At 70.9% G+C, this 24,148-nt stretch carries 19 protein-coding genes; 14 read left to right on the top strand and 5 right to left on the bottom strand.

Features of this window, described 5'->3' with window-relative positions:
* Nucleotides 1-162: 162 nt before the first annotated feature.
* The 6 genes from ACH4F2_RS29610 (at nt 163) to ACH4F2_RS29585 (ending at nt 6,880) form a co-directional block, all read left to right on the top strand.
* On the top strand, nt 163-1,392 hold the full coding sequence (locus ACH4F2_RS29610) for a DUF4190 domain-containing protein (RefSeq protein ID WP_398135814.1): 1,230 nt from the start codon (nt 163-165) through the stop codon (nt 1,390-1,392).
* A 148-nt stretch (nt 1,393-1,540) separates the two neighbouring features.
* Nucleotides 1,541-2,293 carry a GntR family transcriptional regulator gene (locus tag ACH4F2_RS29605; protein WP_398135813.1) on the top strand — a complete coding sequence of 251 codons (753 nt, stop codon included), beginning with the start codon at nt 1,541-1,543 and terminating at the stop codon, nt 2,291-2,293.
* A gap of 372 nt (nt 2,294-2,665) precedes the next feature.
* Complete coding sequence (locus ACH4F2_RS29600) at nt 2,666-2,857, top strand: SPOR domain-containing protein (protein ID WP_398135812.1); 192 nt, start codon at nt 2,666-2,668, stop codon at nt 2,855-2,857.
* Nucleotides 2,858-2,902: 45 nt separating this feature from the next.
* On the top strand, nt 2,903-3,325 hold the full coding sequence (locus ACH4F2_RS29595; protein ID WP_398135811.1) for a (deoxy)nucleoside triphosphate pyrophosphohydrolase: 423 nt from the start codon (nt 2,903-2,905) through the stop codon (nt 3,323-3,325).
* A 110-nt stretch (nt 3,326-3,435) separates the two neighbouring features.
* Nucleotides 3,436-3,888: an ATP-binding protein gene (locus tag ACH4F2_RS29590; RefSeq protein ID WP_398135839.1), complete on the top strand. Its 453-nt coding sequence runs from the start codon at nt 3,436-3,438 to the stop codon at nt 3,886-3,888.
* Nucleotides 3,889-4,228: 340 nt separating this feature from the next.
* Nucleotides 4,229-6,880 carry a SpoIIE family protein phosphatase gene (locus ACH4F2_RS29585; protein ID WP_398135810.1) on the top strand — a complete coding sequence of 884 codons (2,652 nt, stop codon included), beginning with the start codon at nt 4,229-4,231 and terminating at the stop codon, nt 6,878-6,880.
* A gap of 24 nt (nt 6,881-6,904) precedes the next feature.
* Here the strand turns inward: ACH4F2_RS29585 and ACH4F2_RS29580 are convergent, their stop codons facing one another.
* A complete protein-coding gene (locus tag ACH4F2_RS29580) occupies nt 6,905-7,033 on the bottom strand; it encodes a hypothetical protein (RefSeq protein WP_398135809.1) in 129 nt (42 codons plus the stop codon).
* 181 nt (nt 7,034-7,214) lie between these two features.
* Here ACH4F2_RS29580 and ACH4F2_RS29575 point away from each other — a divergent pair, with 181 nt between their 5' ends.
* On the top strand, nt 7,215-8,384 hold the full coding sequence (locus ACH4F2_RS29575; RefSeq protein ID WP_398135838.1) for a hypothetical protein: 1,170 nt from the start codon (nt 7,215-7,217) through the stop codon (nt 8,382-8,384).
* Here the strand turns inward: ACH4F2_RS29575 and ACH4F2_RS29570 are convergent.
* From ACH4F2_RS29570 to ACH4F2_RS29555, 4 genes are read right to left on the bottom strand one after another with little or no spacing between them, the layout of a single operon-like run.
* The gene (locus ACH4F2_RS29570) at nt 8,381-9,151 is read right to left on the bottom strand and encodes a succinate dehydrogenase/fumarate reductase iron-sulfur subunit (protein ID WP_398135808.1); all 771 of its coding nucleotides are present in this window, start codon (nt 9,149-9,151) and stop codon (nt 8,381-8,383) included. The two genes, ACH4F2_RS29575 and ACH4F2_RS29570, sit on opposite strands and share 4 nt — an antisense overlap.
* Entirely contained in the window at nt 9,148-11,088 is a 1,941-nt protein-coding gene (locus ACH4F2_RS29565) for a fumarate reductase/succinate dehydrogenase flavoprotein subunit (RefSeq protein WP_398135807.1), read from the bottom strand. Before ACH4F2_RS29565 ends, ACH4F2_RS29570 begins: the two co-directional genes overlap by 4 nt.
* Nucleotides 11,088-11,924, bottom strand: a complete 837-nt coding sequence (locus tag ACH4F2_RS29560; protein WP_398135806.1) for a hypothetical protein — start codon at nt 11,922-11,924, stop codon at nt 11,088-11,090. Before ACH4F2_RS29560 ends, ACH4F2_RS29565 begins: the two co-directional genes overlap by 1 nt.
* Before the next feature lie 28 nt (nt 11,925-11,952).
* Nucleotides 11,953-12,243 (bottom strand): hypothetical protein, encoded by a 291-nt coding sequence (locus ACH4F2_RS29555; protein ID WP_398135805.1) that lies wholly within the window; start codon nt 12,241-12,243, stop codon nt 11,953-11,955.
* 326 nt (nt 12,244-12,569) lie between these two features.
* On the opposite strand from ACH4F2_RS29555, the gene ACH4F2_RS29550 reads away from it, so the two are divergent.
* From ACH4F2_RS29550 to ACH4F2_RS29520, 7 genes are all read left to right on the top strand, one after another.
* Complete coding sequence (locus ACH4F2_RS29550; RefSeq protein ID WP_398135804.1) at nt 12,570-14,846, top strand: ABC transporter family substrate-binding protein; 2,277 nt, start codon at nt 12,570-12,572, stop codon at nt 14,844-14,846.
* 358 nt (nt 14,847-15,204) lie between these two features.
* Entirely contained in the window at nt 15,205-17,112 is a 1,908-nt protein-coding gene (gene typA / locus ACH4F2_RS29545; protein ID WP_398135803.1) for a translational GTPase TypA, read from the top strand.
* A gap of 703 nt (nt 17,113-17,815) precedes the next feature.
* A complete protein-coding gene (locus ACH4F2_RS29540; RefSeq protein WP_398135802.1) occupies nt 17,816-18,859 on the top strand; it encodes an ABC transporter permease in 1,044 nt (347 codons plus the stop codon).
* A gap of 123 nt (nt 18,860-18,982) precedes the next feature.
* A complete protein-coding gene (locus ACH4F2_RS29535) occupies nt 18,983-20,779 on the top strand; it encodes an ABC transporter substrate-binding protein (protein WP_398135801.1) in 1,797 nt (598 codons plus the stop codon).
* A gap of 99 nt (nt 20,780-20,878) precedes the next feature.
* The gene (locus ACH4F2_RS29530) at nt 20,879-21,856 is read left to right on the top strand and encodes an ABC transporter permease (RefSeq protein ID WP_398135800.1); all 978 of its coding nucleotides are present in this window, start codon (nt 20,879-20,881) and stop codon (nt 21,854-21,856) included.
* A 14-nt stretch (nt 21,857-21,870) separates the two neighbouring features.
* Nucleotides 21,871-22,932, top strand: coding sequence for an ABC transporter ATP-binding protein (locus ACH4F2_RS29525; RefSeq protein WP_398135799.1), 1,062 nt, complete (start codon nt 21,871-21,873; stop codon nt 22,930-22,932).
* A 60-nt stretch (nt 22,933-22,992) separates the two neighbouring features.
* Nucleotides 22,993-24,114: an ABC transporter ATP-binding protein gene (locus ACH4F2_RS29520; RefSeq protein ID WP_398135798.1), complete on the top strand. Its 1,122-nt coding sequence runs from the start codon at nt 22,993-22,995 to the stop codon at nt 24,112-24,114.
* Nucleotides 24,115-24,148: the final 34 nt, after the last annotated feature.

The raw sequence follows: 24,148 nt of genomic DNA, 5'->3' as shown, positions 1-24,148 counted from the left end.
GACCGTTGCCCGCCCGGACCGCCGCGCTCGTCGTCCGCATACCGCCCCCGTCCGGCGCGCGCTTAGCATGCGCTCTGTGAGCGGCCGGCCCCCGTCGGGCCCGGCCCGCCCCCCGTCCCGCGGCGCCTTCGCGTCACCGCCCGAAACAGGAGCACGGTACACGTGTCCATACCGCCGCCGCCCGGCCCTCAAGAGCCCCGTTACGAGGGCCAGTTCCCACCGGGCCCGTTCCCACCGGGCCAGTTCCCGCCCGGGCAGCACCCGCAGGGGCCGTACCCGCCGCAGGGACCGTACCCCCCGCACCAGCCCTACCCGGGTGCCTGGGGGCAGCCCTACGGGACGTACCCCCGGCAGCCGCCCGTCAACGGTGTCGCCATCGCCGCGTTCGTGCTGGGCGTCTTCTGCTTCGTGCCGGCGGTCGGGCTCGTGCTGGGGCTGATCGCGCTGGCCCGGATCAGGAAGAGGGGCGAGCGGGGCAAGGGGTTCGCCGTGGCCGGATCCGTGCTGTCCTCCGTGGGGCTGGCCCTGTGGGTGGTCTCCCTCTCCACGGGCGCCGCCGGCGACTTCTGGGACGGCCTGCGGGACGCCGCGAGGGGCGAGGGCACCGCCTACGCGCTCTCGGTGGGCCAGTGCTTCACCTCCCCCAGCGGTTCCCTGCGGGGGGTGACGTACGACGTCGACGAGGTGCCCTGCGATCAGGAGCACGACGGCGAGGTGTTCGCCTCCTTCGAGCTGCCGGGCGGGGCCTTCCCCGGAGAGGACGCGATCGCCCGGACCGCCGACGAGCGGTGCTACGCGCTCCACGACGGCTACGCCATGGACAGCTGGGCCCTGCCCGCCGACGTCGACGTGTACTACCTGACGCCGACCTCGCAGAGCTGGCGCTCGGGCGACCGGGAGGTCACCTGCCTGTTCGGGAACACGGACGAGCGGGGCTCGCTGACCGGCTCGCTGCGCAACGACGGGACGACGCTCGACGCCCATCAGTTCACGTACCTGAAGGCGGCCGGTGTCCTGAACACGGCCATGGACTCGGTGCCCACGTCCGAGAACTACGAGGACGACCCGATCGTCCACCAGGCGTGGGCGGGCCGCGTGGCGCGCGCACTCACCGAGCAGAGCGGGATACTGCGCCAGCACTCCTGGCCCGCCGGCGCCGCGCAGCCGGTCGCCGAGCTGGCCGGGAACCTGGACAAGGCGCAGAAGGAGTGGGCCCGGGCGGAGGTGGCCACCGAAGCCGACCTCTACTACACGCATCTCGACGCGGGGTGGGGCTTCCTGGACGCAGACAGGATGGTCACCACGCGCGAGGCGCTGGGCCTGCCCACGACGCCGCCCGCCCACGAGCAGTACGACGACGGCACGGGAGAGGTACCCGACAGGGAGGTGTGACGTTCGGCCGCAGCGGGGAGAAAGGGCCTGCGTAATGCCTCCCGGCGCCCCACGTCATCACATCGAGTGATTCTCTGGCCTTTGCTTGCCTGGTACAACCTGCGGTTGCCACGCTGTTGCTGTCTGTACAGCCTGATGGGAGCGGCCAGTGACTTTCGGTGAGCAGCCGGCGTATCTGCGTGTCGCGGGTGATCTCCGCAAGAAGATCGCCGACGGCCTGCTGCCGCCCCACACCCGCCTCCCGTCCCAGGCGCGGATCCGCGAGGAGTACGGCGTCTCGGACACCGTCGCCCTGGAGGCGCGCAAGGTGCTGATGGCGGAGGGGCTGGTCGAGGGCCGCTCCGGTTCCGGGACGTACGTGCGCGAGCGGCCCGTGCCCCGGCGCATCGCCCGCTCCGGCTTCCGGCCGGCCGGCGGCGCCACCCCCTTCCGGCAGGAGCAGGCCGACGGCGAGGCGCGCGGCACGTGGGAGTCGCGCAGTGAGCAGGCCGAGGCGAGCGGCGTCGTCGCCGAGCGGCTCGGGATCAAGGCGGGGGACCGTGTGATGTGCACGCGGTACGTCTTCCGGGAGGGCGGCGAGGCCATGATGCTCTCCACCTCCTGGGAGCCGCTGGACCTCACCGGCCGCACGCCGGTGATGCTCCCCGAGGAGGGGCCGCTCGGCGGCATGGGCGTCGTGGAGCGGATGGCCGCCATCGACGTCGTCGTCGACAACGTCACGGAGGAGGTCGGCGCCCGCCCCGGCCTCGCCGAGGAACTGCTCGCCCTGGGCGGCGTCCCGGGGCACGTGGTCCTGGACATCCAGCGCACGTTCTACGCCTCGGGCCGGGCGGTCGAGACGGCCGACGTGGTCGTTCCGGCCGACCGGTACCGGGCGGCGTACCACCTGCCCGTCAAGTAGCGGCGCCGCCGGGGGAGTTCACCCTTCCCCGGTGGTGTGAGATGGCGCACGCCTCCAGTGCGCCTCCCGCGCCCCCTTTCCCGTGCCCGTACGGGTTTCCGTACCCCGCGCCGCCGTCCGCGCTGCGCCGGCATCCGGTCGTTCCCGCAGGTCGTCCCGTCGCTCCCGGCGCGCCTCCGGCCGGAAGCACCGGCGTGCGGAGGCGGCGCGTTTCGCGTCGTGCGCCCCGTCGTTCTGGCTGGTTGCGTACCTCTTTGTGTAAAGCCGTATTCGCTGCGTGAAGGTTAGGCGTAGGCTCCGGCATATGCGGACTGGGGTTTCCTCGGCGGGCGGGGCGCGGCGCAGGCCGTGGACGGGAAGTGGAGGGGCGCGATGAACGACGGCACGGTCACCCTGCCCTGGCTGGTCTTCCGGCAGGACGACAACGGCAATCGCTACCGAGTGGGCAGGTACGCGACCCGGGCCGAGGCCCAGAGGATCGCGGACACCCTCGACGGCCGCGGCCACAAGCAGCTCTACTGGATCGAGAAACTCGGCGTGAACGGCACCGGCGTGGCGGACTGACCGCACCGGCAGGACCGGTCGGTGCACCCGCGTAGGCTCCGGCGCATGACGGAACGGATCGTGGTGGGCGCCGCCCTGACCGACGGCGGACGCCTGCTCGCCGCACGCCGCAGCGCGCCGGCCGAGCTGGCCGGACGGTGGGAGCTGCCCGGCGGCAAGGTGGAGGCGGGTGAGACGCCCGAGGCGGCTCTCGTGCGGGAACTGCGCGAGGAACTCGGCGTGACGGCCGAACCCGGAGAGCGCGTCCCGGGGCAGTGGCCGCTGAGACCCCCGTTCGTCCTGCACGTGTGGACCGCGCGCCTACTCCCCGGCTCCGCCGGCCCCGAGCCCCTCGAGGACCACGACGCCCTGCGCTGGCTCACTCCCGCCGAGATCTGGGACGTGCCCTGGCTCGACCAGGACGTGCCGGCCGTCGAGCGGGCCCTCACCCACCTGGGGCTGGAGGCGACGGACGCGCGGGGCGCGTGAGCGGTGGGCCGCGAGCGCCCCTGTACGCCGTTGGTGCCACAGTGCGCCCCTCCGGGCGATACCCGGACTCGCATATCGGGTATGTGCCAATTAACCCCATGAAACCGGACATGGGTGGGGGGTTGTCGGCCGGGGAAGTGATCGGCGTGATCGACAGCGAAGGCGGCTGTGCCGAATGGGTCTTCCCCGCGGCACCGAACGCCGTGCGGACCGCCCGCTCCCTCGTCCGCCGCACACTGCACGGCTGGGACCTCGACAGCGTCGGCGACATCGCCGCCCTGCTGGTCAGCGAGTTGGTCACCAACGCCCTCCGGCACGCGACCGGCCCCATCGGCGTCCGCCTGGTGCGCCGCCCCGCAGGACCGGACGCCGGCCTCCTGGTCGAGGTCTCCGACCCGCTTCCGGAGCTGCCGCACGAGCGCGTCGCCCACCCCGGCGACGAGGGCGGACGAGGCCTGCAACTGGTGGCCTCCTCCGCGAGCCGCTGGGGAACCCGGCCCGGGGAGGTGGGCAAGACGGTGTGGTTCGAACTCGCCGTGCCGGACGGACCGGGTGGCTGGTGACACACCGCTCCCGGCGCACCGCGACCGGGTGGCTGATGACACACCGCTCCCGGCGCACCGCTCCCGACGTACCCGTTCCCGCCGTGCCGAAATGTCCCGACAACGGGCCCCGTCCCGCCGGTCAACCGGTTCAGGCCAGTGGCAGTTGTGGAACTACGTGATTCGATGCCGTGTCCGCTGGTTAGAAGACTGGAAGTGTTGTCACGGTCCGGACCGAAAACCATCGGGACCGTGCTGTGATCGTGAACACCGTGTTGTGCGGCACCGTAGTGCTGGATACTGCGGGCAGCCGCCCCCGGTGACCGGTGCCGGACGCGGTGAGCTGGAGGGGACGGTTCGCGTGAGCGAGATACCAGCGAGGGCCTCGGAGCCCGAGGGCCCGTCGGGCGGCCCGTCGGACGGCGCGCCGTTCGGTGACGCGGTGTGGCAGAGCAGCCCACCCGGCTCCATCTACGACTACATCAAGGTCGCGTCCTTCTCCATCGGCCCCGACGGGCTCGTCGACCAGTGGAGCCTGCGCGCGGAGCAGCTGCTCGGCATCCGGGCCGAACACGCCGTGGGCACCGACCCCATCGAGGCCTTCGTCGACCCGGACCTGCGGGAGCGGGGCCAGCGCAAGATGGCCGAGATCCTCGACGGACGGGAATGGACCGGCGTGGTCCCCTTCCGCGTGCCGGACGACGGCGCCGACGGCGGGCAGCGCCGGCGCGGACAGCGCGGGCTGGCCGAGGTCTACGTCATGCCGACCCGCACGGAGGACGGGGAGAAGGCCGCCGTCTGCATCGTCGTCGACGTCCGCGTCCTGCGCAGCATCGAGACCGACCTCGCCGCCTCGCAGGCCATATTCGGCCAGTCTCCGTTCGGCTTCCTCCTGATCGACCCCGAGCTGCGGGTGCGCCGCGCCAACCAGCGGTTCGCCTCCGTCTTCGGCGGCACACCCGACGACCACCGCGGCAAGGGCGTCCACGACTACCTGCCGCGCGCCGAGGGCGACCGGGTCTCCGCGACCCTGCGCCGGGTGCTGGAGACCGGCGAATCCATCACCGACATGCACGTCACCGGCTTCGCACCCGGCACCGAGGAACGCCGCCACTGGTCCGTCAACCTCTACCGCGTGCACAGCGGTTCCGGCCGCCCCATCGGCGTCGCCTGGCTCGGCACCGACATCACCGCCCGCCGCGAGGCCGCCCGCGAGGCCGCCGCCGCCCGGCGCAACCTCGCCCTCCTCAACGAGGCGGGCGCCCGCATCGGCAACTCCCTCGACCTGGAGACCACCGCCCGCGAACTCCTCGGCGTCGTCGTCCCCGGCTTCTGCGACCTTGCCACCGTCGACCTCTACCAGGGCCTGCTGGTGGGCGACGAGACCCCGCCGGGCCTCGCCGACGGCAGCGCGGAACTGCGCCGCGTCGCCTTCTCCAGCGCCGTCTCCGACGTGCCGTTCCACGGCACCGGCGAGCGGGTCAAGCTCGGTGCCGTCCACCACTACCCGTTCAACTCGCCCTGCGCCGACGCCCTGCGCACCGCCCGCCCGCGCACCGTCCCCGCCGAGGACGGCGGCCTCGTGCAGTCCACGCTCGCCGTGCCGATGGTCGCCCACGACACGGTCGTCGGACTCGTGCAGTTCGCCCGGACCAAGGGCAGCGAACCGTTCGGGGACCGCGACCGCGACCTCGCCGTGGAACTGGCCGCGCGAGCCGCCGTCTGCATCGACAACGCACGCCTCTACCGGCGTGAGCACGAGCGCGCGCTGATACTGCAGCGCTCCCTGCTCCCGCCCGGCGACCCCGAGGCATCCGGCCTCGACATCGCCTGCCGCTACCTGCCCGGCAACGCGGCCACCGGCCGGCCCAGCGAGGTCGGCGGCGACTGGTTCGACGTCATCGAACTGCCCGGACACCGCACGGCGTTGGTCGTCGGCGACGTCATGGGCCGCGGCCTGCGCGCCGCCGTCGCGATGGGCGAGCTGCGCACGGCCGTCCGCACCCTGGCCGGACTCGACATCGAACCGGCCGAAGTGCTCTCCCAGCTGGACGAGATCGCCCGCGGCCTCGGCGCCCCCGGAGGCGTCCAGCAGGCGACCCGGGCCGCCCGCCGCCCCCGCGAGGCGGACCTCTCCGAGGTCTACCTGGCGACCTGCATCTACGCCGTCTACGACGCGGTGACCAGGCGCTGCACCTTCGCCAACGCGGGCCACCTGCCCCCCGTACTGGTGGAGCCCGGCGAGTCCGCGCTGATGCTGGACGTGCCGCCGGGCCTGCCGCTCGGCGTCGGCGGGGAGCCCTTCGAGGAGGTGGAGGTCGAGCTGCCCGAAGGCTCCCTGCTCGCCCTCTACACGGACGGACTGGTCGAGAGCCGCGACCACCCCCTCGACGAGGGCCTCCAGGCCTTCGTGGGCGCGCTCACCGACCCGCCCGCCCCGGCGCCCGGCCGGCACCCCGCGACGACGGCGCCGCACGCCGGCACCCAGCGGGACCTTGAGGACGTCTGCGACCAGGTCCTCAACACCCTCGACAGCCACCACGCCGAGGACGACATCGCCCTGCTGATGGCCCGCGTCCAGGGCCTGCCCAGCGAGTCCGTCGGCGACTGGACCCTGCCGCGCGAGCCGCGCAGCGTCGGCCGGGCCCGCGAGCTGGCCCGCGCCAGGCTGCTCGACTGGGACATGGAAGAGCTGGTCGACACGACGGAACTGCTCGTCAGCGAGCTGGTCACCAACGCCCTGAGGTACGGCGAGGGCGAGATCAGACTCCGCCTCCTGCTCGATCGCACCCTGGTCTGCGAGGTCTGGGACTCCGGCCTGGTCCAGCCCCGCCGACGCCGCGCCCGCGACACCGACGAGGGCGGTCGCGGCCTGCAACTGGTCGGCCTGCTCAGCGCGGCCTGGGGCTCACGCCGTACGCCGCGCGGCAAGACGGTCTGGTTCGAACTGCCGCTGCCGGGCGCCGACACCCAGCTGACGGACCCGGCGGAGGCCCTGCTGAGCCTGTTCTGACGGGCACCGGCGCGCCCCTCCGCGTCACCTTCCGGGGCGGGCGGGTGTCGTACGGGTCCGGGCGCGCCGGACCCGGCGCACGTGACCGTATCCGGCCAGCAGCAGGGCCGCCCCGGCCGTGACAAGGGGCGGCACCAGGTCGGCGGAGATCACGGCGCCGCGCTCCCGACCGCAACCGGAACACCGGTTCGAGTCGTCCACGCTGGCAACACCGGCCACGGCCGGTCCCGGCTGACGCATGGCATCACATCCGGAGCGTACGAGCGCGAACGGGCCACCGCGACCGGGGACGGCCGACAGGGAGGGGAACGCCGTGGACCACACCGAACCGAGCATGGACCCGGACACGGAACCGAGAACCACCGGCCGGCCGGCCGCCCACGGCGAGGAGCCCCCACAGGGGCGGCCCGCGTCCGACGACGACAGCCGTACGGGGGGTGCGGAACGGAGCCCGGACGCCGGAGGCGAAGCCGAGGCCACCGGACACACCCGCCGGCGCCGTCGGATCCGCCGCGTCCGCCGGACGGCCCTGACCGTCCTCCTCGTCCTGCTCCTCCCCCTCCTCACCGCCGAGACCGCCCTGCGCGTCAACTACATGGGCGACCCCGCCGACGGCACCCACACCAGGAACCGCGACGCCATGTGGCTCGGCCACGCCTGGGTCGACGGCCGCAAGGACGACGCGGACCTCGCCGCCTTCGCCCGCCGCGTCGAGACCACCGGCATCCGCGACCTGTACGTCCACACCGGCCCGATGGAGCACGACGGCACCCTGCCCGCGTCCCTGTACCCGAAGGCCCGCTGGCTGATCGACGCCGTCCACCGCGAGCTGCCCGGCGTCCGCGTCCAGGCCTTCCTCGGTGACGTCCTCGCCACCGAGAGCGCCGACGGCATGCGCCTGGAGCGGGCCGCCACCCGCGCCGCCGTCGTCCGCAGCGCCGGCCAGGTCCTGGACGTGGGCTACGACGGCGTCCACCTCGACCTGGAACCCCTGCGCTCCGGCGACCGGAACTACCTCTCGCTCCTCGACGACCTGCGCGAGACGACCCGCGCCCGCGAGGCGCGGCTGTCCGTGGCCGCCCACCAGATCGACCCGCTCCCGGCCCTCCACTCCGTCTTCGGCGTCTTCACCGAGAACCCCAAGTGGTGGTCGCAGGAGTTCTTCGGCCAGGTCGCCCGCCGCGTCGACCAGATCGCCGTGATGACGTACGACACCGCGCAGCCGCTGGAGGGCACCTACGGCGGCTACGTCGCCCAGCAGACCTCACTGGCCCTGGAGGTCACCCCGCCCACCACCCACCTGCTGATTGGCCTGCCCTTCTACCACGAGAGCAACTTCGACCACTGGGGCCACGCCGAGACCGTCGCCGCCGCCGTCCGCGGCGCCCGCCTCGGCCTCTCCCGGACGGACGCCGGCCGGGAGCTGTTCGGTCTCGCCCCGTACATCGACTTCGCGGCGACGGAGACGAACTGGAAGGAGTACCGGGAGGGCTGGGTCCGCTAGGACGACCGGCGCCTGATCTTCGACCCCAGCCACACCAGCGGGTCGTACTTGCGGTCCACGGCCCGCTCCTTCAACGGGATCAGCGCGTTGTCCGTGATCCTGATGCCCTCGGGGCAGACCTCCGTACAGCACTTGGTGATGTTGCAGTAGCCGAGGCCGTGCTCGTCCTGGGCCGTGCGCCCCCGGTCCAGGCCGGTGTCGCCGGCCGCGTCCAGCGGGTGCATGTCCAGTTCGGCGACGCGCATGAGGAAGCGCGGCCCCGCGAACGCCGGCTTGTTCTCCTCGTGGTCGCGGACGACATGGCAGGTGTCCTGGCACAGGAAGCACTCGATGCACTTGCGGAACTCCTGCGAGCGGTCCACGTCCTCCTGCGTCATCCGGTACTCGCCGGGCCCGAGGTCGGCGGGCGGGACGAAGGCCGGGACCTCGCGGGCCTTGGTGTAGTTGAAGCCGACGTCCGTCACCAGGTCGCGGACGACCGGGAAGGCCCGCAGGGGCGTGACGGTGACCGTCTCCTCGGGGGCGAAGACGGACATGCGGGTCATGCACAGCAGCCGCGGCCGCCCGTTGATCTCCGCGGAGCACGAACCGCACTTGCCCGCCTTGCAGTTCCAGCGCACGGCGAGGTCGGGGGCCTGGGTGGCCTGGAGGCGGTGGATGATGTCGAGGACCACCTCGCCCTCGTTCACCTCGACGCGGAAGTCCTCCAGGCCGCCGCCCTCGACGTCGCCCCGCCACACCTTGAAGCGGGCCTCGTAGCCGCTCATTCGGAAAGCTCCTCCTCGGCGAGGTACTTGGCCAGCTCGTCCTTCTCGAAGAGGGCGAGCAGGTCGGGCCGGACGGGCTCGGTGGTCTGCCGTTCCAGAGTGATCCGGCCGGGCCCGGGATCCGCCGCCGGACCGCCACCCGGGCCGGCCAGCGTGCACAGCAGGTTGGCCGGGCGCCACCGGCGGTCCATCGACGGATGGTCCTCACGGGTGTGCCCGCCGCGCGACTCGGTGCGTTCCAGCGCGGCCCGCGCCACGCACTCGCTGACCAGCAGCATGTTGCGCAGGTCCAGGGCGAGGTGCCAGCCCGGGTTGAACTGCCGGTGCCCCTCCACGCCGGCTCGGCGGGCCCGTAGCCGCAGCTCCGCGAGCTTCTCCAGGGCCTGCTTCATCTCCGGCTCGCGGCGGATGATGCCGACCAGGTCGTTCATCGTCTGCTGGAGTTCCTGGTGGAGGGTGTACGGGTTCTCCGGCGGACCGTCGGCGGGCTGCCCGGACTCCGCCTCGGCCAGGAACGGACGCAGCGCCTCCGCGGCGGCGGCGTCGACCTGTTCGTCGTCCACCCGGGGCCGCGCCCCGCCCTCCCGCCCCGCCGCGTACTCGGCGGCGTGCCGGCCCGCCCGGCGCCCGAAGACCAGCAGGTCGGACAGCGAGTTGCCGCCGAGCCGGTTGGAGCCGTGCATGCCGCCGGCCACCTCACCGGCCGCGAACAGCCCCGGCACCCCGCGTGCGGCGGCCGTGTCGGAGTCGACGGCGATGCCGCCCATCACGTAGTGGCAGGTGGGGCCGACCTCCATCGGCTCGGCCGTGATGTCGACGTCGGCCAGCTCCTTGAACTGGTGGTACATCGAGGGCAGCCGGCGCTGGATCACCTCGGCGGGCATCCGCGTCGAGACGTCGAGGAAGACGCCGCCGTGCGGGGAGCCCCGGCCCTCCTTCACCTCGGCGTTGATCGCGCGCGCGACCTCGTCGCGGGGGAGCAGCTCCGGGGGCCGGCGGTTGTGGTCCGGGTCGTCGTACCAGCGGTCGGCCTCCTCCTCCGTCACCGCGTACTTGTCCTTGAAGACGTCGGGCACGTAGTCGAACATGAACCGCCTGCCGTCGGAGTTCCGGAGCACCCCGCCGTCGCCGCGCACCGACTCCGTGACGAGGATGCCCTTCACCGACGGCGGCCAGACCATGCCCGTCGGGTGGAACTGCACGAACTCCATGTTCAGCAGCGGCGCCCCGGCCAGCAGCGCCAGGGCGTGGCCGTCCCCGGTGTACTCCCACGAGTTCGACGTCACCTTGAAGGACTTGCCGATGCCGCCGGTGGCGATCACCACCGAGGGCGCCTCCAGGACGAAGAACCGGCCGCTCTCCCGCTCGTAGCCGAAGACGCCCGACACCTGGCCGCCCTCCTTGAGCACGCGGGTGACCGTGCACTCCTGGAAGACCCTGAGGCGGGACTCGTAGTCGCCGGTCTCCGCGAAGTCCTCCTGCTGGAGCGAGACCACCTTCTGCTGGAGGGTGCGGATCAGCTCCAGGCCCGTACGGTCGCCGACGTGCGCGAGGCGCGGGTACTCGTGGCCGCCGAAGTTGCGCTGCGAGATCCGGCCGTCCTTCGTACGGTCGAACAGCGCGCCCCAGGTCTCCAGCTCCCACACCCGCTGCGGGGCCTCCTGGGCGTGCAGCTCGGCCATCCGCCACTGGTTGAGGAACTTGCCGCCGCGCATGGTGTCGCGGAAGTGGACCTGCCAGTTGTCGCCGGAGTTGGCGTTGCCCATGGCGGCCGCGATGCCGCCCTCGGCCATCACGGTGTGCGCCTTGCCGAACAGCGACTTGCAGATCACGGCCGTACGGGCACCCCGCTCGCGGGCCTCGATCGCGGCGCGCAGCCCGGCGCCGCCCGCGCCCACCACGACGACGTCCCATTCCTGCCGGTCGACCACGGACATCAGAACAACCTCGGATCGTCGAAGGCACCGGACGCGACGAGATACACGTAGAAGTCGGCGAGCGCCACGCTCACCAGGGAGGCCCAGGCGAGCTGCATGTGCCGGGCGTTGAGCTTCCCGACCAGCTGCCACATCCGGTAGCGCACGGGGTGCCGCGAGAAGTGCTTGAGCTTGCCGCCGACGATGTGCCGGCAGGAGTGGCAGGACAGGGTGTACGCCCAGATCAGCACGATGTTGGCCAGGAAGACGAGGGTGCCCAGGCCCATGTGGCCCCACGCGTAGTCCTCGTCGCGGAAGGCGAGCACGGTGTCGTAGGTGAGGATCAGCGCGACCAGGAGCGCGGCGTAGAAGAAGTACCGGTGGAGGTTCTGCAGGACGAGCGGGAAGCGGGTCTCACCGGTGTACTTCTTGTGCGGCTCGGCCACCGCGCAGGCCGGCGGGGACGCCCAGAAGCCCCGGTAGTAGGCCTTGCGGTAGTAGTAGCAGGTCAGGCGGAAGCCGAGCGGGAAGATCAGGATGATGATCGCGGGGGAGAGGCCCCACCAGCTGCCGAAGAGCTCCCAGTTGGGCCCGGAGCGCATCGGCTCGCAGTTCTCCGCCAGACAGGGCGAGTAGAAGGGCGAGACGTAGGGAGCCGCGTAGTAGTCCGCGTTCGCGAAGGCCCGCCAGGTCGAGTAGACGACGAAGGCGAGCAGGCCCGCGGCGGTGGCGGCGGGTGCCAGCCACCAGCGGTCGGTGCGCAGGTGCGGGGCGCGGATGGCGGCGCGCGTCGGGGTGTGGACACCGGCGCCTTCGGGATGGGGTTCGGTGGCTGGCGGTTCCGTACCAGTGGCCACTGGGCGACTCCGGTCGGTCGGGTCGGGTTCAGGGTGCGCGTCGGTCGCGGGCGCCGAGGCCCTCGTCGTCCGAGTCCGTCCACAGCGAGCCGTCGTACGGCGTGTCGGGGATCGTGACGAGGTCCGGACGCCTGGGCGCGTCCGGTACCGCTGCCGCCGCCCGCAGCAGCGCGACGCTCTCGCGCAGGTGGTCGGCGTCGGTGCGGACCCGGCGGACCTCCAGGCCGCCGCTGCCCAGCCGCTGCTCCAGCCGGGTCACCGACCGGGACAGGTCGTCGAGACTGCGTTGGATCGATGCCAGGTCGTCGTGCACGGACATGACGTGACCTCACTTCCGTCGGACACGGCACGCGTCCGGCCTTGGGTGGCGACGTTCATGCGCCTGAGAGTGTCGCGCGTCACACCTGTCGCTGGGAAGGGATGTGCGGCGATTGGCCGGGGCGTGTCGGTGCATCGCGGGTGGCGTTGGGCCGCACGGGTGGGCTTGAGCACCGCTGTCGTCGTGTCTCCCGGCGTCGCCGAACCGTTTCCCCTTCAGTGGCCGCATACCGGTCCGTATACAAATGATCAACGCCAAATATCGTGTATGAGGCAAAAGCCGCACAGAGTGACCGTCACGCCCGCGGCCTTCCGGAGGTAGCAGAGATGTCCCACGTCGGCGTCGGACCGCGCGCGGTCATGCGCTCGGTCGCCTTCCTCACCGCGGGCGTGCTCGCGGTCCCCGCGCTGGCCGGCTGCAGCTCCGAGGACCCGTCGGGCAAGCCGCTCGCCGGGCAGGACATCGCCTCCGCGGACCGCGCCCGGATCTCCGACGGCGGCACCCTGCGCTGGGCAGTGGACTCCGTACCGGACACGCTGAACGCCTTCCAGTCCGACGCCGACGCCACCACGGCCCGCGTCGCGCAGGCCGTGCTGCCGTCGATGTACCGGATGGACGAGTCCGGCCGCCCGGTGCGCAACCCCGAGTACCTGGAGTCGGCGAAGGTCGTCGACACCGAGCCCAAGCAGGTCGTCGTCTACAAGCTCAACCAGCAGGCCGTCTGGAGCGACGGCCGGGAGATCGGCGCCGCCGACTTCGCCGCCCAGTGGCGTGCCCTGTCCGGCAAGGACAGCGCCTACTGGACCGCCCGCAACGCCGGCTACGACCGGATCGAGAAGATCGAGCGCGGCGCCGGCGACCTGGAGGTCAAGGTCACCTTCGGCCGGCCCTACGCCGACTGGCAGTCCCTGTTCACGCCGCTGTACCCGAAGAGCGTCACGGGCACCCCCGACGCCTTCAACGACGGCGCGCGGCGCAAGCTGGAGATCACCGCCGGCCCCTTCGCCCCGGACGAGGTCGACACCGAGAAGGACGAGATCGTCCTCACCCGCAACCCGCGCTGGTGGGGCGACCCGCCCAAGCTGACCCGGGTCGTCCTGCGCGCCGTACCGCGCGACAAGCGGGTCTCCGAACTCGTCGCCGGCAAGCTCGACCTGGCCGAGGTCGACCCGGACACGGCCGAGCAGGTCGCGCTGGCCGCCGGGCCCGGGGACGCCGGCACCGGCACCCCGCTCATGGGCCCGGAGGGCACCCCGGCCGCGGGCCCGGCCGGCTCACCGTTTTGGGGCACGCGGGGCGGGGCCGCCGCTCAGGCACTGCGGTCGTGGGCGATCGCCCACGGCTCCGACGAGGAGGCCGCCGAGGAGGAGGTCCTCGCCCGGGAGAAGCGGCGCAAGGCCCTGGCCAAGTTCGAACGCCGGCAGAAGGCCCTCAGCGGCTTCGAGCTCCGCAAGTCGCTGGAGCCCGCCTACACCCAGCTCGCCCTGAACGGCGCCGACGGCCCCCTCGCCGACGAACGCGTCCGCAGGGCCGTGGCCCGCGCCCTGGACCGCGAGAAGCTGGCCCGGGCGGTGCTGGAGCCGCTGGGCCTGCCCGCCGAGCCCGTGGGCAGCCACCTCGCGCTGTCCGGCCAGGCCGCCTACGCCGACGGCAGTGGCGCGCTCGGCGACCAGGACGTCAAGGAGGCCCGGGCCCTCCTCGCGGACGCCGGGTGGGTGCCCGGCGGCCCGGTGAAGGAGCAGGAGGACGGCGAGGAGGCGGCCGGGGCCGAGAAGTCCGAGGACGGCGAGGACGAGCAGCCCTCCGAGGGCGGCGACGACGGAACGTACATCGTCGGCGAGGACGGCGGGGACCGCTCCGAGGACGGCGAGGGCACCGAGGAGGACGAGAAGAACCCGGACGGCGAGGAGGACGGGGGCGGCACCGACCAGGAGAGCGGCGAGAAGCACAGCAGCGGCAGGAACACCGCCCGGGGCGGCGCCCCCGGCGCCTACGCCCCCAAGGGCACCGCCGCCCCGGCGGCGGCCCCGCTCGCGAAGGACGGCAAGGCGCTCACCCTGAGCTTCGTGCTCCCCTCGGGCCCCGGCTCCGAGACCCTGCGCACCGTGGCCGACCGCATCTCGGCCATGCTGGAGGAGATCGGTATCGGCACCGACATCACCAAGGTCCCGGACAAGAGCTACTTCAAGGACCACATCGCCTCCGGCGAGTACGACCTCGCGCTCTACTCCTGGCCCGCCTCCGCCTTCCCCGCCACCGACGCCCGCCCCATCTACGCCAAGCCCGTCCCGGCCGCCGACGGCTCCCTGAACGTCGCGCAGAACTACACCCGGGTCGGCACCGACCAGGTCGACCAGCTCTTCGACCAGGCCATGGGCACGCTGGACCCGAAGAAGGCCCGGGACCTGCTCCGCAAGGCCGACTCGCGGATCTGGGCGGCGGCCGGCTCCGTCCCGCTCTACCAGCGCCCCCAGCTCGTGGCGGCCCGGAAGAACCTCGCCAACGCGGGCGCCTTCGGTCTCGGGAGCCCGGTCCACGAGGACATGGGCTTCCTGGAGAAGGGCGCCCGGGGCTCCCGCCCGTCGGCGTCTCCCTCCTCCTGACCGGTGTCCCGGAGGTCCCGACGGGGTGTCTTTACCGTCCTGGCCGGGTGTCCCGGACGTCCTGGCCGGGTGTCCTGGACCGTCTTGGCCGGGTGTCCCGGACCGATCTGGCCGGATTTCCCGGACGTCCTGGCCGGGCGTCCCGAACCCTCCCCACCTGGTGATCCGGAACGTCCCGACGAGGAGTCCCGTACCGCCGTGACCCGGTGTCCCCGGCCCCCGCGCGCAGCACCCGGCACGCCCCAGTCCCCGGGGCCCCGTACCATTGGGTGAGGCCGTGGCATGTACCGCCCGGCAGGCCCGCGTGACAAGGACGTACGCGAGGGCCGACCTCACACCCTCCGGGAGTACGCCTCATATGGCCACGCGCCACGACATCCGCAACGTCGCCATCGTCGCCCACGTCGACCACGGCAAGACCACCATCGTCGACGGAATGCTCAAGCAGGCCGGTGCCTTCGCCGCGCACCAGCTCGACTCTGTCGACGACCGCATGATGGACTCGAACGACCTGGAGCGTGAGAAGGGCATCACGATCCTCGCCAAGAACACCGCGGTGAAGTACCACCCGAAGGACGGCGGGGACCCGATCACGATCAACATCATCGACACCCCCGGCCACGCCGACTTCGGTGGCGAGGTCGAGCGCGGTCTGTCGATGGTCGACGGCGTGGTCCTGCTCGTGGACGCCTCCGAGGGCCCGCTGCCGCAGACCCGCTTCGTGCTGCGCAAGGCCCTCAGCCAGCGGCTGCCGATCATCCTCTGCATCAACAAGACGGACCGTCCGGACGCCCGGATCGACGAGGTCGTCAACGAGACGTACGACCTCTTCCTCGACCTGGACGCCGACGAGGAGCAGATCGAGTTCCCGATCGTCTACGCGTGCGGCCGGGACGGCGTCGCCTCCCTGACCAAGCCCGACGACGGCACGGTCCCGTCCGACTCCACCAGCCTGGAGCCGTTCTTCTCGACGATCCTGGACTACATCCCGGCCCCGACCTACGACGAGGCCGCCCCGCTCCAGGCGCACGTGACCAACCTGGACGCCGACAACTTCCTCGGCCGTATCGCCCTGCTCCGCGTCCACCAGGGCGAGCTGAAGAAGGGCCAGACGGTCGCCTGGATGAAGCGCGACGGGTCCGTCAGCAACGTCCGCATCTCCGAGCTGATGATGACCGAGGCGCTCACCCGCAAGCCCGCCGAGAAGGCCGGCCCCGGCGACATCTGCGCCGTCGCCGGTATCCCGGACATCATGATCGGCGAGACCCTGGCCGACCAGGAGAACCCGGTCCCGCTGCCGCTGATCACGGTGGACGAGCCCGCGATCTCCATGACCATCGGCACCAACACCTCCCCGCTGGTCGGCCGCGGCGCCACCGGCAAGGGCGCCGACAACAAGGCGGTCGTCAAGGACCGCAAGGTCACCGCCCGCCAGGTCAAGGACCGCCTGGACCGCGAGCTGATCGGCAACGTCTCGCTCCGTGTCCTGGACACCGAGCGTCCCGACGCCTGGGAGGTGCAGGGCCGCGGTGAGCTGGCGCTGGCCATCCTGGTCGAGCAGATGCGCCGCGAGGGCTTCGAGCTGACCATCGGCAAGCCGCAGGTCGTCACCAAGGAGGTCGACGGCAAGACGCACGAGCCCGTCGAGCGCATGACGATCGACGTGCCCGAGGAGCACATGGGCGCGGTCACGCAGCTCATGGGCGTGCGCAAGGGCCGGATGGACAACATGTCCAACCACGGCTCCGGCTGGGTCCGCATGGAGTTCGTGGTCCCCTCCCGCGGTCTGATCGGCTTCCGCACGGAGTTCCTGACCCAGACCCGCGGCACCGGAATCGCGCACTCCATCCACGAGGGCCACGAGCCCTGGTTCGGCACCCTGACGACCCGTAACAACGGCTCGCTGGTCGCCGACCGCTCCGGTGCCGTCACCGCGTTCGCGATGACGAACCTCCAGGAGCGCGGCGTGCTCTTCACGGAGCCCGGCACCGAGGTGTACGAGGGCATGATCGTCGGCGAGAACTCCCGCGCCGACGACATGGACGTGAACATCACCAAGGAGAAGAAGCTCACCAACATGCGGTCGTCCTCGGCCGACTCGTTCGAGGCGATCGTCCCGCCGCGCAAGCTCTCGCTGGAGCAGTCGCTGGAGTTCTGCCGCGACGACGAGTGCGTCGAGGTGACCCCGGAGGCCGTTCGCATCCGCAAGGTGAACCTGGACGCCCGCGAGCGCGCCCGCGCCGCGAGCCGCGCCAAGCACGGCTGATCGACCGGCGGCCGGCACGCACAGCCGGCCCGCAGCGAGGCCCGGGTGCCCCCATCATGGGGGCACCCGGGCTTTTTTCAACCCGTTTTCCGGGGCCCGGACATCTCTCCGGAGCCCTCTGAGTGCCCTCCGGTGTCCGAAACACGGAGATCGACGCCCGATAGCCATGTAACACGTCCGTTTCGCGGCCTTCTCGTCCCGAACAGTTTGTCCAGATTTTGGAAGATCTTCCTTTCAGCTGTGACTGAATTGAGATTTAAAGACGGTGGTCGGTCCTTCTGGTCATGGCAGATAGTTAGCCGCGTAGCGCTCGGGTCAATGGGTCTCGCGCTGTGGGGACAGCGCCCGACTCACGAGCACCAAGGGGGTGTCTGACCTTCCGTCAGGGGTGTCGGAAGGCAGATGTGTGCCCCCTCCTGTCGGTGAGCACGTGGAGTCATGAGGAGGAGCCCCATGCGCGGTGTCACGAACACCAGGTGGGTCACACGGTCCGTCGCCCCCAACTTCGCCCCGTCGGGCGGCGATCGACTCTGAGGAGCGGGCCGGGCCGCTGACGTCCGGGCATCCGGCTACGCGCGTCCGGCTGCGGGTTTCCCGCGTTCCCCGGGCTCTCCCGACGCTTCTTCATGATCCGTTCCGTGATCGCGCACACCCTGCGCCGGTCACCGGTTCGGCACACCCACACCTGTGAAATGGGCGAACTGTGACAAGTCCAATCGACATTGAGGGCGGCGGAACGCCGGCCGCCGTCGACGGCGCACCGGAGCCGGCTCGAAAGAGCGAGACCAGCAGTCTCGAGGGCCGTTCTCCCGGGCAGTTGATGTGGCTGCGCTTCAAGCGCGACCGGACCGGAGTCGTCTGCGCCTGGATCGTGGTCTGCTACTTCCTGATCGCCGCGCTGGCACCGGTGATCGCCAAGCTGTACGGGAAGAACCCGTACACCCTGTACGGGCAGGACCCCGAGTACGCGACCGACACTCCCGTCCTGGACGAGTTCGGGCTGCCGCTCGGCTACTTCGGCGGTGTCTCCGGGGACCACTGGTTCGGCGTGGAGCCGCAGTTCGGCCGCGACGTCTTCACCATGCTCCTGTACGGCATGCGCACCTCGCTGTACATGGCGCTGGGCGTCACCACACTGCTGATGCTGACCGGTGTCCTCATCGGCCTGGTCGGCGGCTACTTCGGCGGCCGGACCGACTACTTCCTCGGCCGGTTCACCGACTTCTTCCTCTCCTTCCCGCAGCAGCTCTTCTTCATCGCCTTCATGCCGGTGGTGACCTCGTTCTTCGTGGACCCTCGGGACGAGACGCCCACCTACTTCCGGGCACTGGCCATCCTGATCGTGCTGTGGCTGCTCGGCTGGATGGGCATGGCCCGGCTGGTGCGGTCCACCGTGCTGTCCCTGCGGGAGCGGGAGTTCGTCGAGGCCGCGAGGGTCGCCGGCGCCTCGCCCTGGCGGATCATCCGCAAGGAGATCCTGCCGAACGTGGTCTCGCCGATCCTGATCCAGTTCACGTACCTGCTCCCCAGCACGATCCTCGGCATCGCGTTCCTCTCCTTCGCCGGCGTCGGCTTCGTCGAGCCGACCCCCGACTGGGGGCGCATGTTCGCCACCGGTGCCAAGGTCGCCGAGCAGGACCCGGCGTTCATGTTCTTCCCGGGTGTGGCGCTGGTGGTCTTCGTCCTGTGTTTCAACCTCCTCGGAGACTCCGTGCGGGATGCCCTCGACCCCAAGTCAGGACGGTAGGAGGGGTCCATCGGTGGGGGGACTGCCGCCCCTGCGCCGGCCCACCGGCCGCGTCAGGCAGTGCACAGCAGTGCTCAGCAGTGCTCAGTGGATAACAAACCCGACAGGCAGGTGCATCACCACATGAAGTCGTTCAACTCTCGCACTGCGCGCGCCGTCATGGTCGCTCTCGCGGCGGGCTCGCTGGTCCTCACCGGATGCTCGGAGAACAAGGGCGGCGGCGACTCCGGCAAGGACTCGAAGAAGGACCAGAAGGAAGCCAAGGTCCAGTCCAACGCCGTCACCTACGCCGACGCCGCCGCGTCCACCGGACCGGCCAAGGCCGTCCCCGGTGCCAAGCCCGGCGGCACCGTCATGGTCTACCAGGAGCAGGGCCTGTCCCACCTGGACCCCGGACAGATCTACGTCTCCGATGCCGGCCAGGTCGCCAACCTGCTCTTCCGCGGCCTGACCAACTTCCAGGAGGACGGCAAGGGCAACGTCTCCGTCGTCGGCGACCTCGCCACCGACTCCGGCAAGTCCTCCAACGGCGGCAAGACCTGGACGTTCACGCTCAAGGACGGCATCAAGGACCAGAACGGCAACCCGATCACGTCCGCGGACATACGGCACACCGTCGAGCGCCAGTACGCGAAGTTCATCTTCGACGGCCCGACCTACCTCCAGACCTGGCTGAGCGGCCCCAAGTACCGCGACGCGCTGCCCGACGGCGGCTACGGCGACAAGCACCTGCCGGACACCGTCCTCCAGACGCCGGACGACAAGACCGTCGTCTTCCACTTCGACACCGCCCGTCCCGACCTGCCGCAGACGCTGGCCATGCCGGGCTACACCGTCGTGCCCGAGGAGACCGACACCAAGGAGAAGTACGACAAGGCCCCGGTCGCCACCGGCCCGTACAAGATCGCGGACTACAAGGTCGGCAAGTCCATGAAGCTCGTCAAGAACGAGAACTGGGACCCGAAGACCGACGCGGTGCGCCATCAGTACCTGGACGGCTACGACTTCGACTTCGGTGTCACGGAGTCGACCCAGACCAAGCGCCTGATCGCCGACCAGGGCGACGCCAAGAACGCCATCATGCTCACCGGCGGCGTCGAGGCCACCCAGATCCAGGACGTCATCACCGACCCGGCCGTCAACAAGCGCACGATCAAGGGCTACCAGCCCTACGTCATGACGCTGACGTTCAACCTGGACCGGGTGAAGAACAAGACGGTCCGCGACGCCATCACCCACGCGGTCAACTCCAAGTCGCTCATCGCCGGTGAGGGCGGCGCGTACGGCGGCGACGTCGCGCCCAACCTGTTCGCCCCGACCCTGCCGGGATACGAGGCCGACTACGACCCGTACGGCCGGCTGAAGACGCCGTCCGGGAACATCGAGAAGGCCAAGGAACTCCTCAAGGACGTCCCCGCCGCCGAGAAGAAGCTCGTCTTCGCCTACCGCAACAGCGAGCAGGGGCAGAAGCGGAAGGTCGCCATCGAGGACGCGCTGGGCAAGGTCGGCCTGGAGGTCGTCTCCAAGGAGATCGACGCGGCCAGCTTCTACGAGCAGATCGGCAAGCTCAAGAACCCGTACGACATCTACATCACGGGCTGGGGCCAGGACTGGCCGTCCCCGGGCACGGTCGTCACGCCGATCTACGACGGTGACCAGGTCGCCGACGGCGCGCCGAACTACTCGCACATGAACGACCCCAAGGTCCAGGAACTCATCAAGAAGGCCCTCACCCAGCAGCCGACCGAGGCCGCGGCGACCTGGAAGGAAGCCCACCGCTACATCCTGGAGAAGGTCAACCCGGGCGCTCCGCTCTGGTACACGAAGACGTTCCAGCTGTACGGCTCGAACATCGGCGGCGCGCGCTACAGCACCGAGGCCAGCTACATCGACGTCAACGGCCTGTTCCTCAAGTCGTAACTCTCTACGGCTGACTGCGGGGGTGCGCACCAGGCGGAGCGCACCCCCAGGGTTCCGTGAAAATTCCCGACCACCTCCGCAGAGAGCAGCCATCCCGCCATGCTTCAGTTCATCATCCGACGCGCGGTCGGTGCCGTCGTCACCCTGTTCCTGATCGGTGCCGCGACGTTCTTCCTCTTCGTCGCCGCCCCGTCCGACTACGCCTCCCTGGCCTGCGGCAAGGACTGCTCGGGCGCCAGACTGGAGGAGATCCGCGAGGTCCTGGGGCTCAACCTGCCGATCGCCCAGCAGTTCTGGGACTTCATGTCCGGCATCGTCATGGGACGTGACTTCCCCACCGGTCACTGCTCCGCCCCGTGCCTCGGACAGTCCTTCTACTCGGGCGAGATGGTCTGGACCGTCATCAAGGACCGCTTCCCGCTCACCCTGTCGCTGACCGTCGGCGCCACGATCGTCTTCCTGATCGTCGGCCTCGGTACGGGCATGCTCGCCGCCTTCCGGCGCGGCTCCCACGTGGACAAGGTGGCCACCGGCGCCTCGATGGTGCTGAGCTCCTTCCAGATCTACTTCCTCGGCCCGATCGCCCTGGCCGTCCTCGTCTACGGCACGGGCGTCATGGAGGACCCCAAGTACGTCCCCATCACCGAGGACCCGGTCGGCTGGCTGGTCGGCCTGTCCATCCCGATGGTCGTGATGGCCACCATCTTCACCGCCCAGTACACCCGTATGTCGCGCTCCTCGCTGGTCGAGCAGCTGGCGGAGGACCATGTGCGCACCGCCCGGGCCAAGGGCATGTCGCAGAAGTACGTCTTCTTCCGCTACGCCTGGCGCGGCTCGCTCATCCCCATCGTCACCATCCTCGGCATCGACCTCTCCAGCCTGCTCGGCGGGGCCGTCGTCACCGAGCTGACCTTCTCCCTGCAGGGCATCGGCCGGCTCGCCGTGGACGGCGCGGTCAACAAGGACCTGCCGCTGACCATGGGCGTCATGCTGGTCGGGGCCTTCATGATCCTGATGCTGAACATCCTCGTCGACATCGCGTACGCCTGGATCGACCCGCGCGTCCGGCTTTCCTAGGAAGAGGGCATCGAGTGACCACACTGACCAAGACCGAGGGCGCGCCGCCGCCCACCGGGCCCGAGGGCTTCCTGTCGGTCAGGGACCTGAGCGTGCGGTTCGCCACGGAGGACGGTGTCGTCAAGGCGGTCGACGGTCTCTCGTTCGACGTCGAGCGGGGCCGGACCCTGGGCATCGTGGGTGAGTCCGGGTCCGGCAAGTCCGTGACCAACCTGACGATCCTGGGCCTGCACAACCCGCGGACGACCACGGTCGACGGCGAGATCGTCTTCGACGGCAAGGAACTCGTCACCGCCACCGAGCGGGAACTGGAACAACTGCGCGGCAACCGGATCGCCATGATCTTCCAGGACCCGCTGACGGCCATGTCCCCGTACTACACGGTGGGCCGGCAGATCGCCGAGCCGTACCGCAAGCACACCGGCTCCTCCAAGCAGGAGGCCTGGAACCGTGCGGTGGAGATGCTGGGCAAGGTCGGCATCCCCAACCCGGCCCAGCGCGCCAAGGACTACCCGCACCAGTTCTCCGGCGGTATGCGCCAGCGCGCGATGATCGCGATGGCGCTGGTCTGCGACCCCGACCTCCTCATCGCCGACGAGCCGACGACCGCGCTGGACGTGACGGTGCAGGCGCAGATCCTCGACCTGCTCAAGGACCTCCAGCAGGAGTTCGGCTCGGCGATCGTCTTCATCACCCACGACCTCGGTGTCATCGCCGACGTGGCCGACGACATCATGGTGATGTACGCGGGCGGCGCGGTGGAGCGGGGCAGCACCGACCAGGTGCTCAGGGCGCCACGGCACCCGTACACCTGGGGCCTGCTGAACTCGATGCCCCGCCTGGATTCCGACCTCAGCGCCGCGCTCGCGCCGATCCCCGGCACCCCGCCGTCGCTGCTCACCCCGCCGTCCGGCTGCCGTTTCCACCCCCGCTGCACCTTCCAGGACCGGGTCGGCGGCAACCGCTGCGTCACGGAGCGGCCGCTGCTGGGCTCGGACCGGTCCTCCGCGTGCCATCTGACGGCGGAGCAGAAGCGGACCGTCTTCATCGAAGAGATCAGGCCCCGACTGGGGTAGGGCCGGCCGGCCGACGGGCCGCACGCCCACAAGGAGGACCTGCCGCATGAAAGAGGAGCCATGAAAGAAGACCTCGTCCTCCCCGCCCCGCGCGAGGCCGCGGCCGGTGGATCAGGGGAACCGCTGCTGGTGGCGGAGGGCCTGACCAAGCACTTCCCGGTCAAGGGCGGTTTCCCCGTCCGGCGGACCGTCGGCCAGGTCCAGGCCGTCGACGGCATCGACCTGACCGTGCACCCGGGCGAGAGCCTGGGTCTGGTGGGGGAGTCGGGGTGCGGCAAGTCGACGACCGGCCGGCTGATCACCCGCCTGCTGGAGCCGACCGCCGGCAAGATCACGTACCGGGGCCGGGACATCTCCCATGCCAAGCGCAAGGGGCTCGCGCCGATCCGGTCCGAGATCCAGATGATCTTCCAGGACCCGTACTCCTCGCTGAACCCCCGGCAGACGGTCGGCAAGATCATCTCCGGCCCGATGGAGATCAACGGCATCAACCCGGCCGGCGGCCGGGAGAAGCGCGTCCGCGAGCTGCTGGAGATCGTGGGTCTCAACCCCGAGCACTTCAACCGCTTCCCGCACGAGTTCTCCGGCGGCCAGCGCCAGCGCATCGGTGTGGCACGGGCGTTGGCCCTGGAGCCCAAGCTGATCGTGGCCGACGAGCCGGTCTCCGCGCTCGACGTGTCCATCCAGGCCCAGGTGGTGAACCTGCTCCAGAAGGTGCAGAGGGAACTGGGCATCGCGTTCCTGTTCATCGCCCACGACCTGGCCGTGGTGCGGCACTTCTCACAGCGCGTCGCGGTCATGTACCTCGGCAAGGTGATCGAGGTCGGCGACCGGGACTCGATCTACACCCGCCCGCGTCACCCCTACACCCACGCCCTGCTGTCCGCCGTGCCCGAGGTGAACCTGACGGACGGCGAGACCGGACGGCGCGAACGCATCCGCCTGGCCGGCGACGTGCCGTCCCCGATCAATCCGCCGTCGGGCTGCCGCTTCCGCACCCGGTGCTGGAAGGCGCAGGACAAGTGCGCGAGCGAGGTGCCCCCGCTGGTCCGGATCGACGGCAACCGCGACGGCCATCTCACGGCCTGCCACTTCCCGGAGGAGCCGACGATCGCCGACCGCGGGGAGGACATCGTCCTCGACCCGGCGCTGACCGCGCTGGAGGAACCGGACAAGGACTGATCCGAGCCGGCAGCGAACAGACCGAGGGCCCGCG

The sequence above is a fragment of the Streptomyces sp. NPDC017890 genome, assembly GCF_044328675.1.
Classification (GTDB): domain Bacteria; phylum Actinomycetota; class Actinomycetes; order Streptomycetales; family Streptomycetaceae; genus Streptomyces.
The sequence above is the reverse complement of the archived record's forward strand: the minus strand, read 5'-3'. Positions and strand labels throughout refer to the sequence as shown.

Coding starts and splice junctions, on each gene's coding strand:
- ACH4F2_RS29600 (WP_398135812.1), top strand. CDS start 2,666: ATGAACGACGGCACGGTCACCCTGCCCTGGCTGGTCTTCCGGCAGGAC.
- ACH4F2_RS29595 (WP_398135811.1), top strand. CDS start 2,903: ATGACGGAACGGATCGTGGTGGGCGCCGCCCTGACCGACGGCGGACGC.
- ACH4F2_RS29590 (WP_398135839.1), top strand. CDS start 3,436: ATGGGTGGGGGGTTGTCGGCCGGGGAAGTGATCGGCGTGATCGACAGC.
- ACH4F2_RS29575 (WP_398135838.1), top strand. CDS start 7,215: ATGGACCCGGACACGGAACCGAGAACCACCGGCCGGCCGGCCGCCCAC.
- ACH4F2_RS29570 (WP_398135808.1), bottom strand. CDS start 9,151: ATGAGCGGCTACGAGGCCCGCTTCAAGGTGTGGCGGGGCGACGTCGAG.
- ACH4F2_RS29565 (WP_398135807.1), bottom strand. CDS start 11,088: ATGTCCGTGGTCGACCGGCAGGAATGGGACGTCGTCGTGGTGGGCGCG.
- ACH4F2_RS29555 (WP_398135805.1), bottom strand. CDS start 12,243: ATGTCCGTGCACGACGACCTGGCATCGATCCAACGCAGTCTCGACGAC.
- ACH4F2_RS29550 (WP_398135804.1), top strand. CDS start 12,570: ATGTCCCACGTCGGCGTCGGACCGCGCGCGGTCATGCGCTCGGTCGCC.
- typA (WP_398135803.1), top strand. CDS start 15,205: ATGGCCACGCGCCACGACATCCGCAACGTCGCCATCGTCGCCCACGTC.
- ACH4F2_RS29535 (WP_398135801.1), top strand. CDS start 18,983: ATGAAGTCGTTCAACTCTCGCACTGCGCGCGCCGTCATGGTCGCTCTC.
- ACH4F2_RS29530 (WP_398135800.1), top strand. CDS start 20,879: ATGCTTCAGTTCATCATCCGACGCGCGGTCGGTGCCGTCGTCACCCTG.
- ACH4F2_RS29520 (WP_398135798.1), top strand. CDS start 22,993: ATGAAAGAAGACCTCGTCCTCCCCGCCCCGCGCGAGGCCGCGGCCGGT.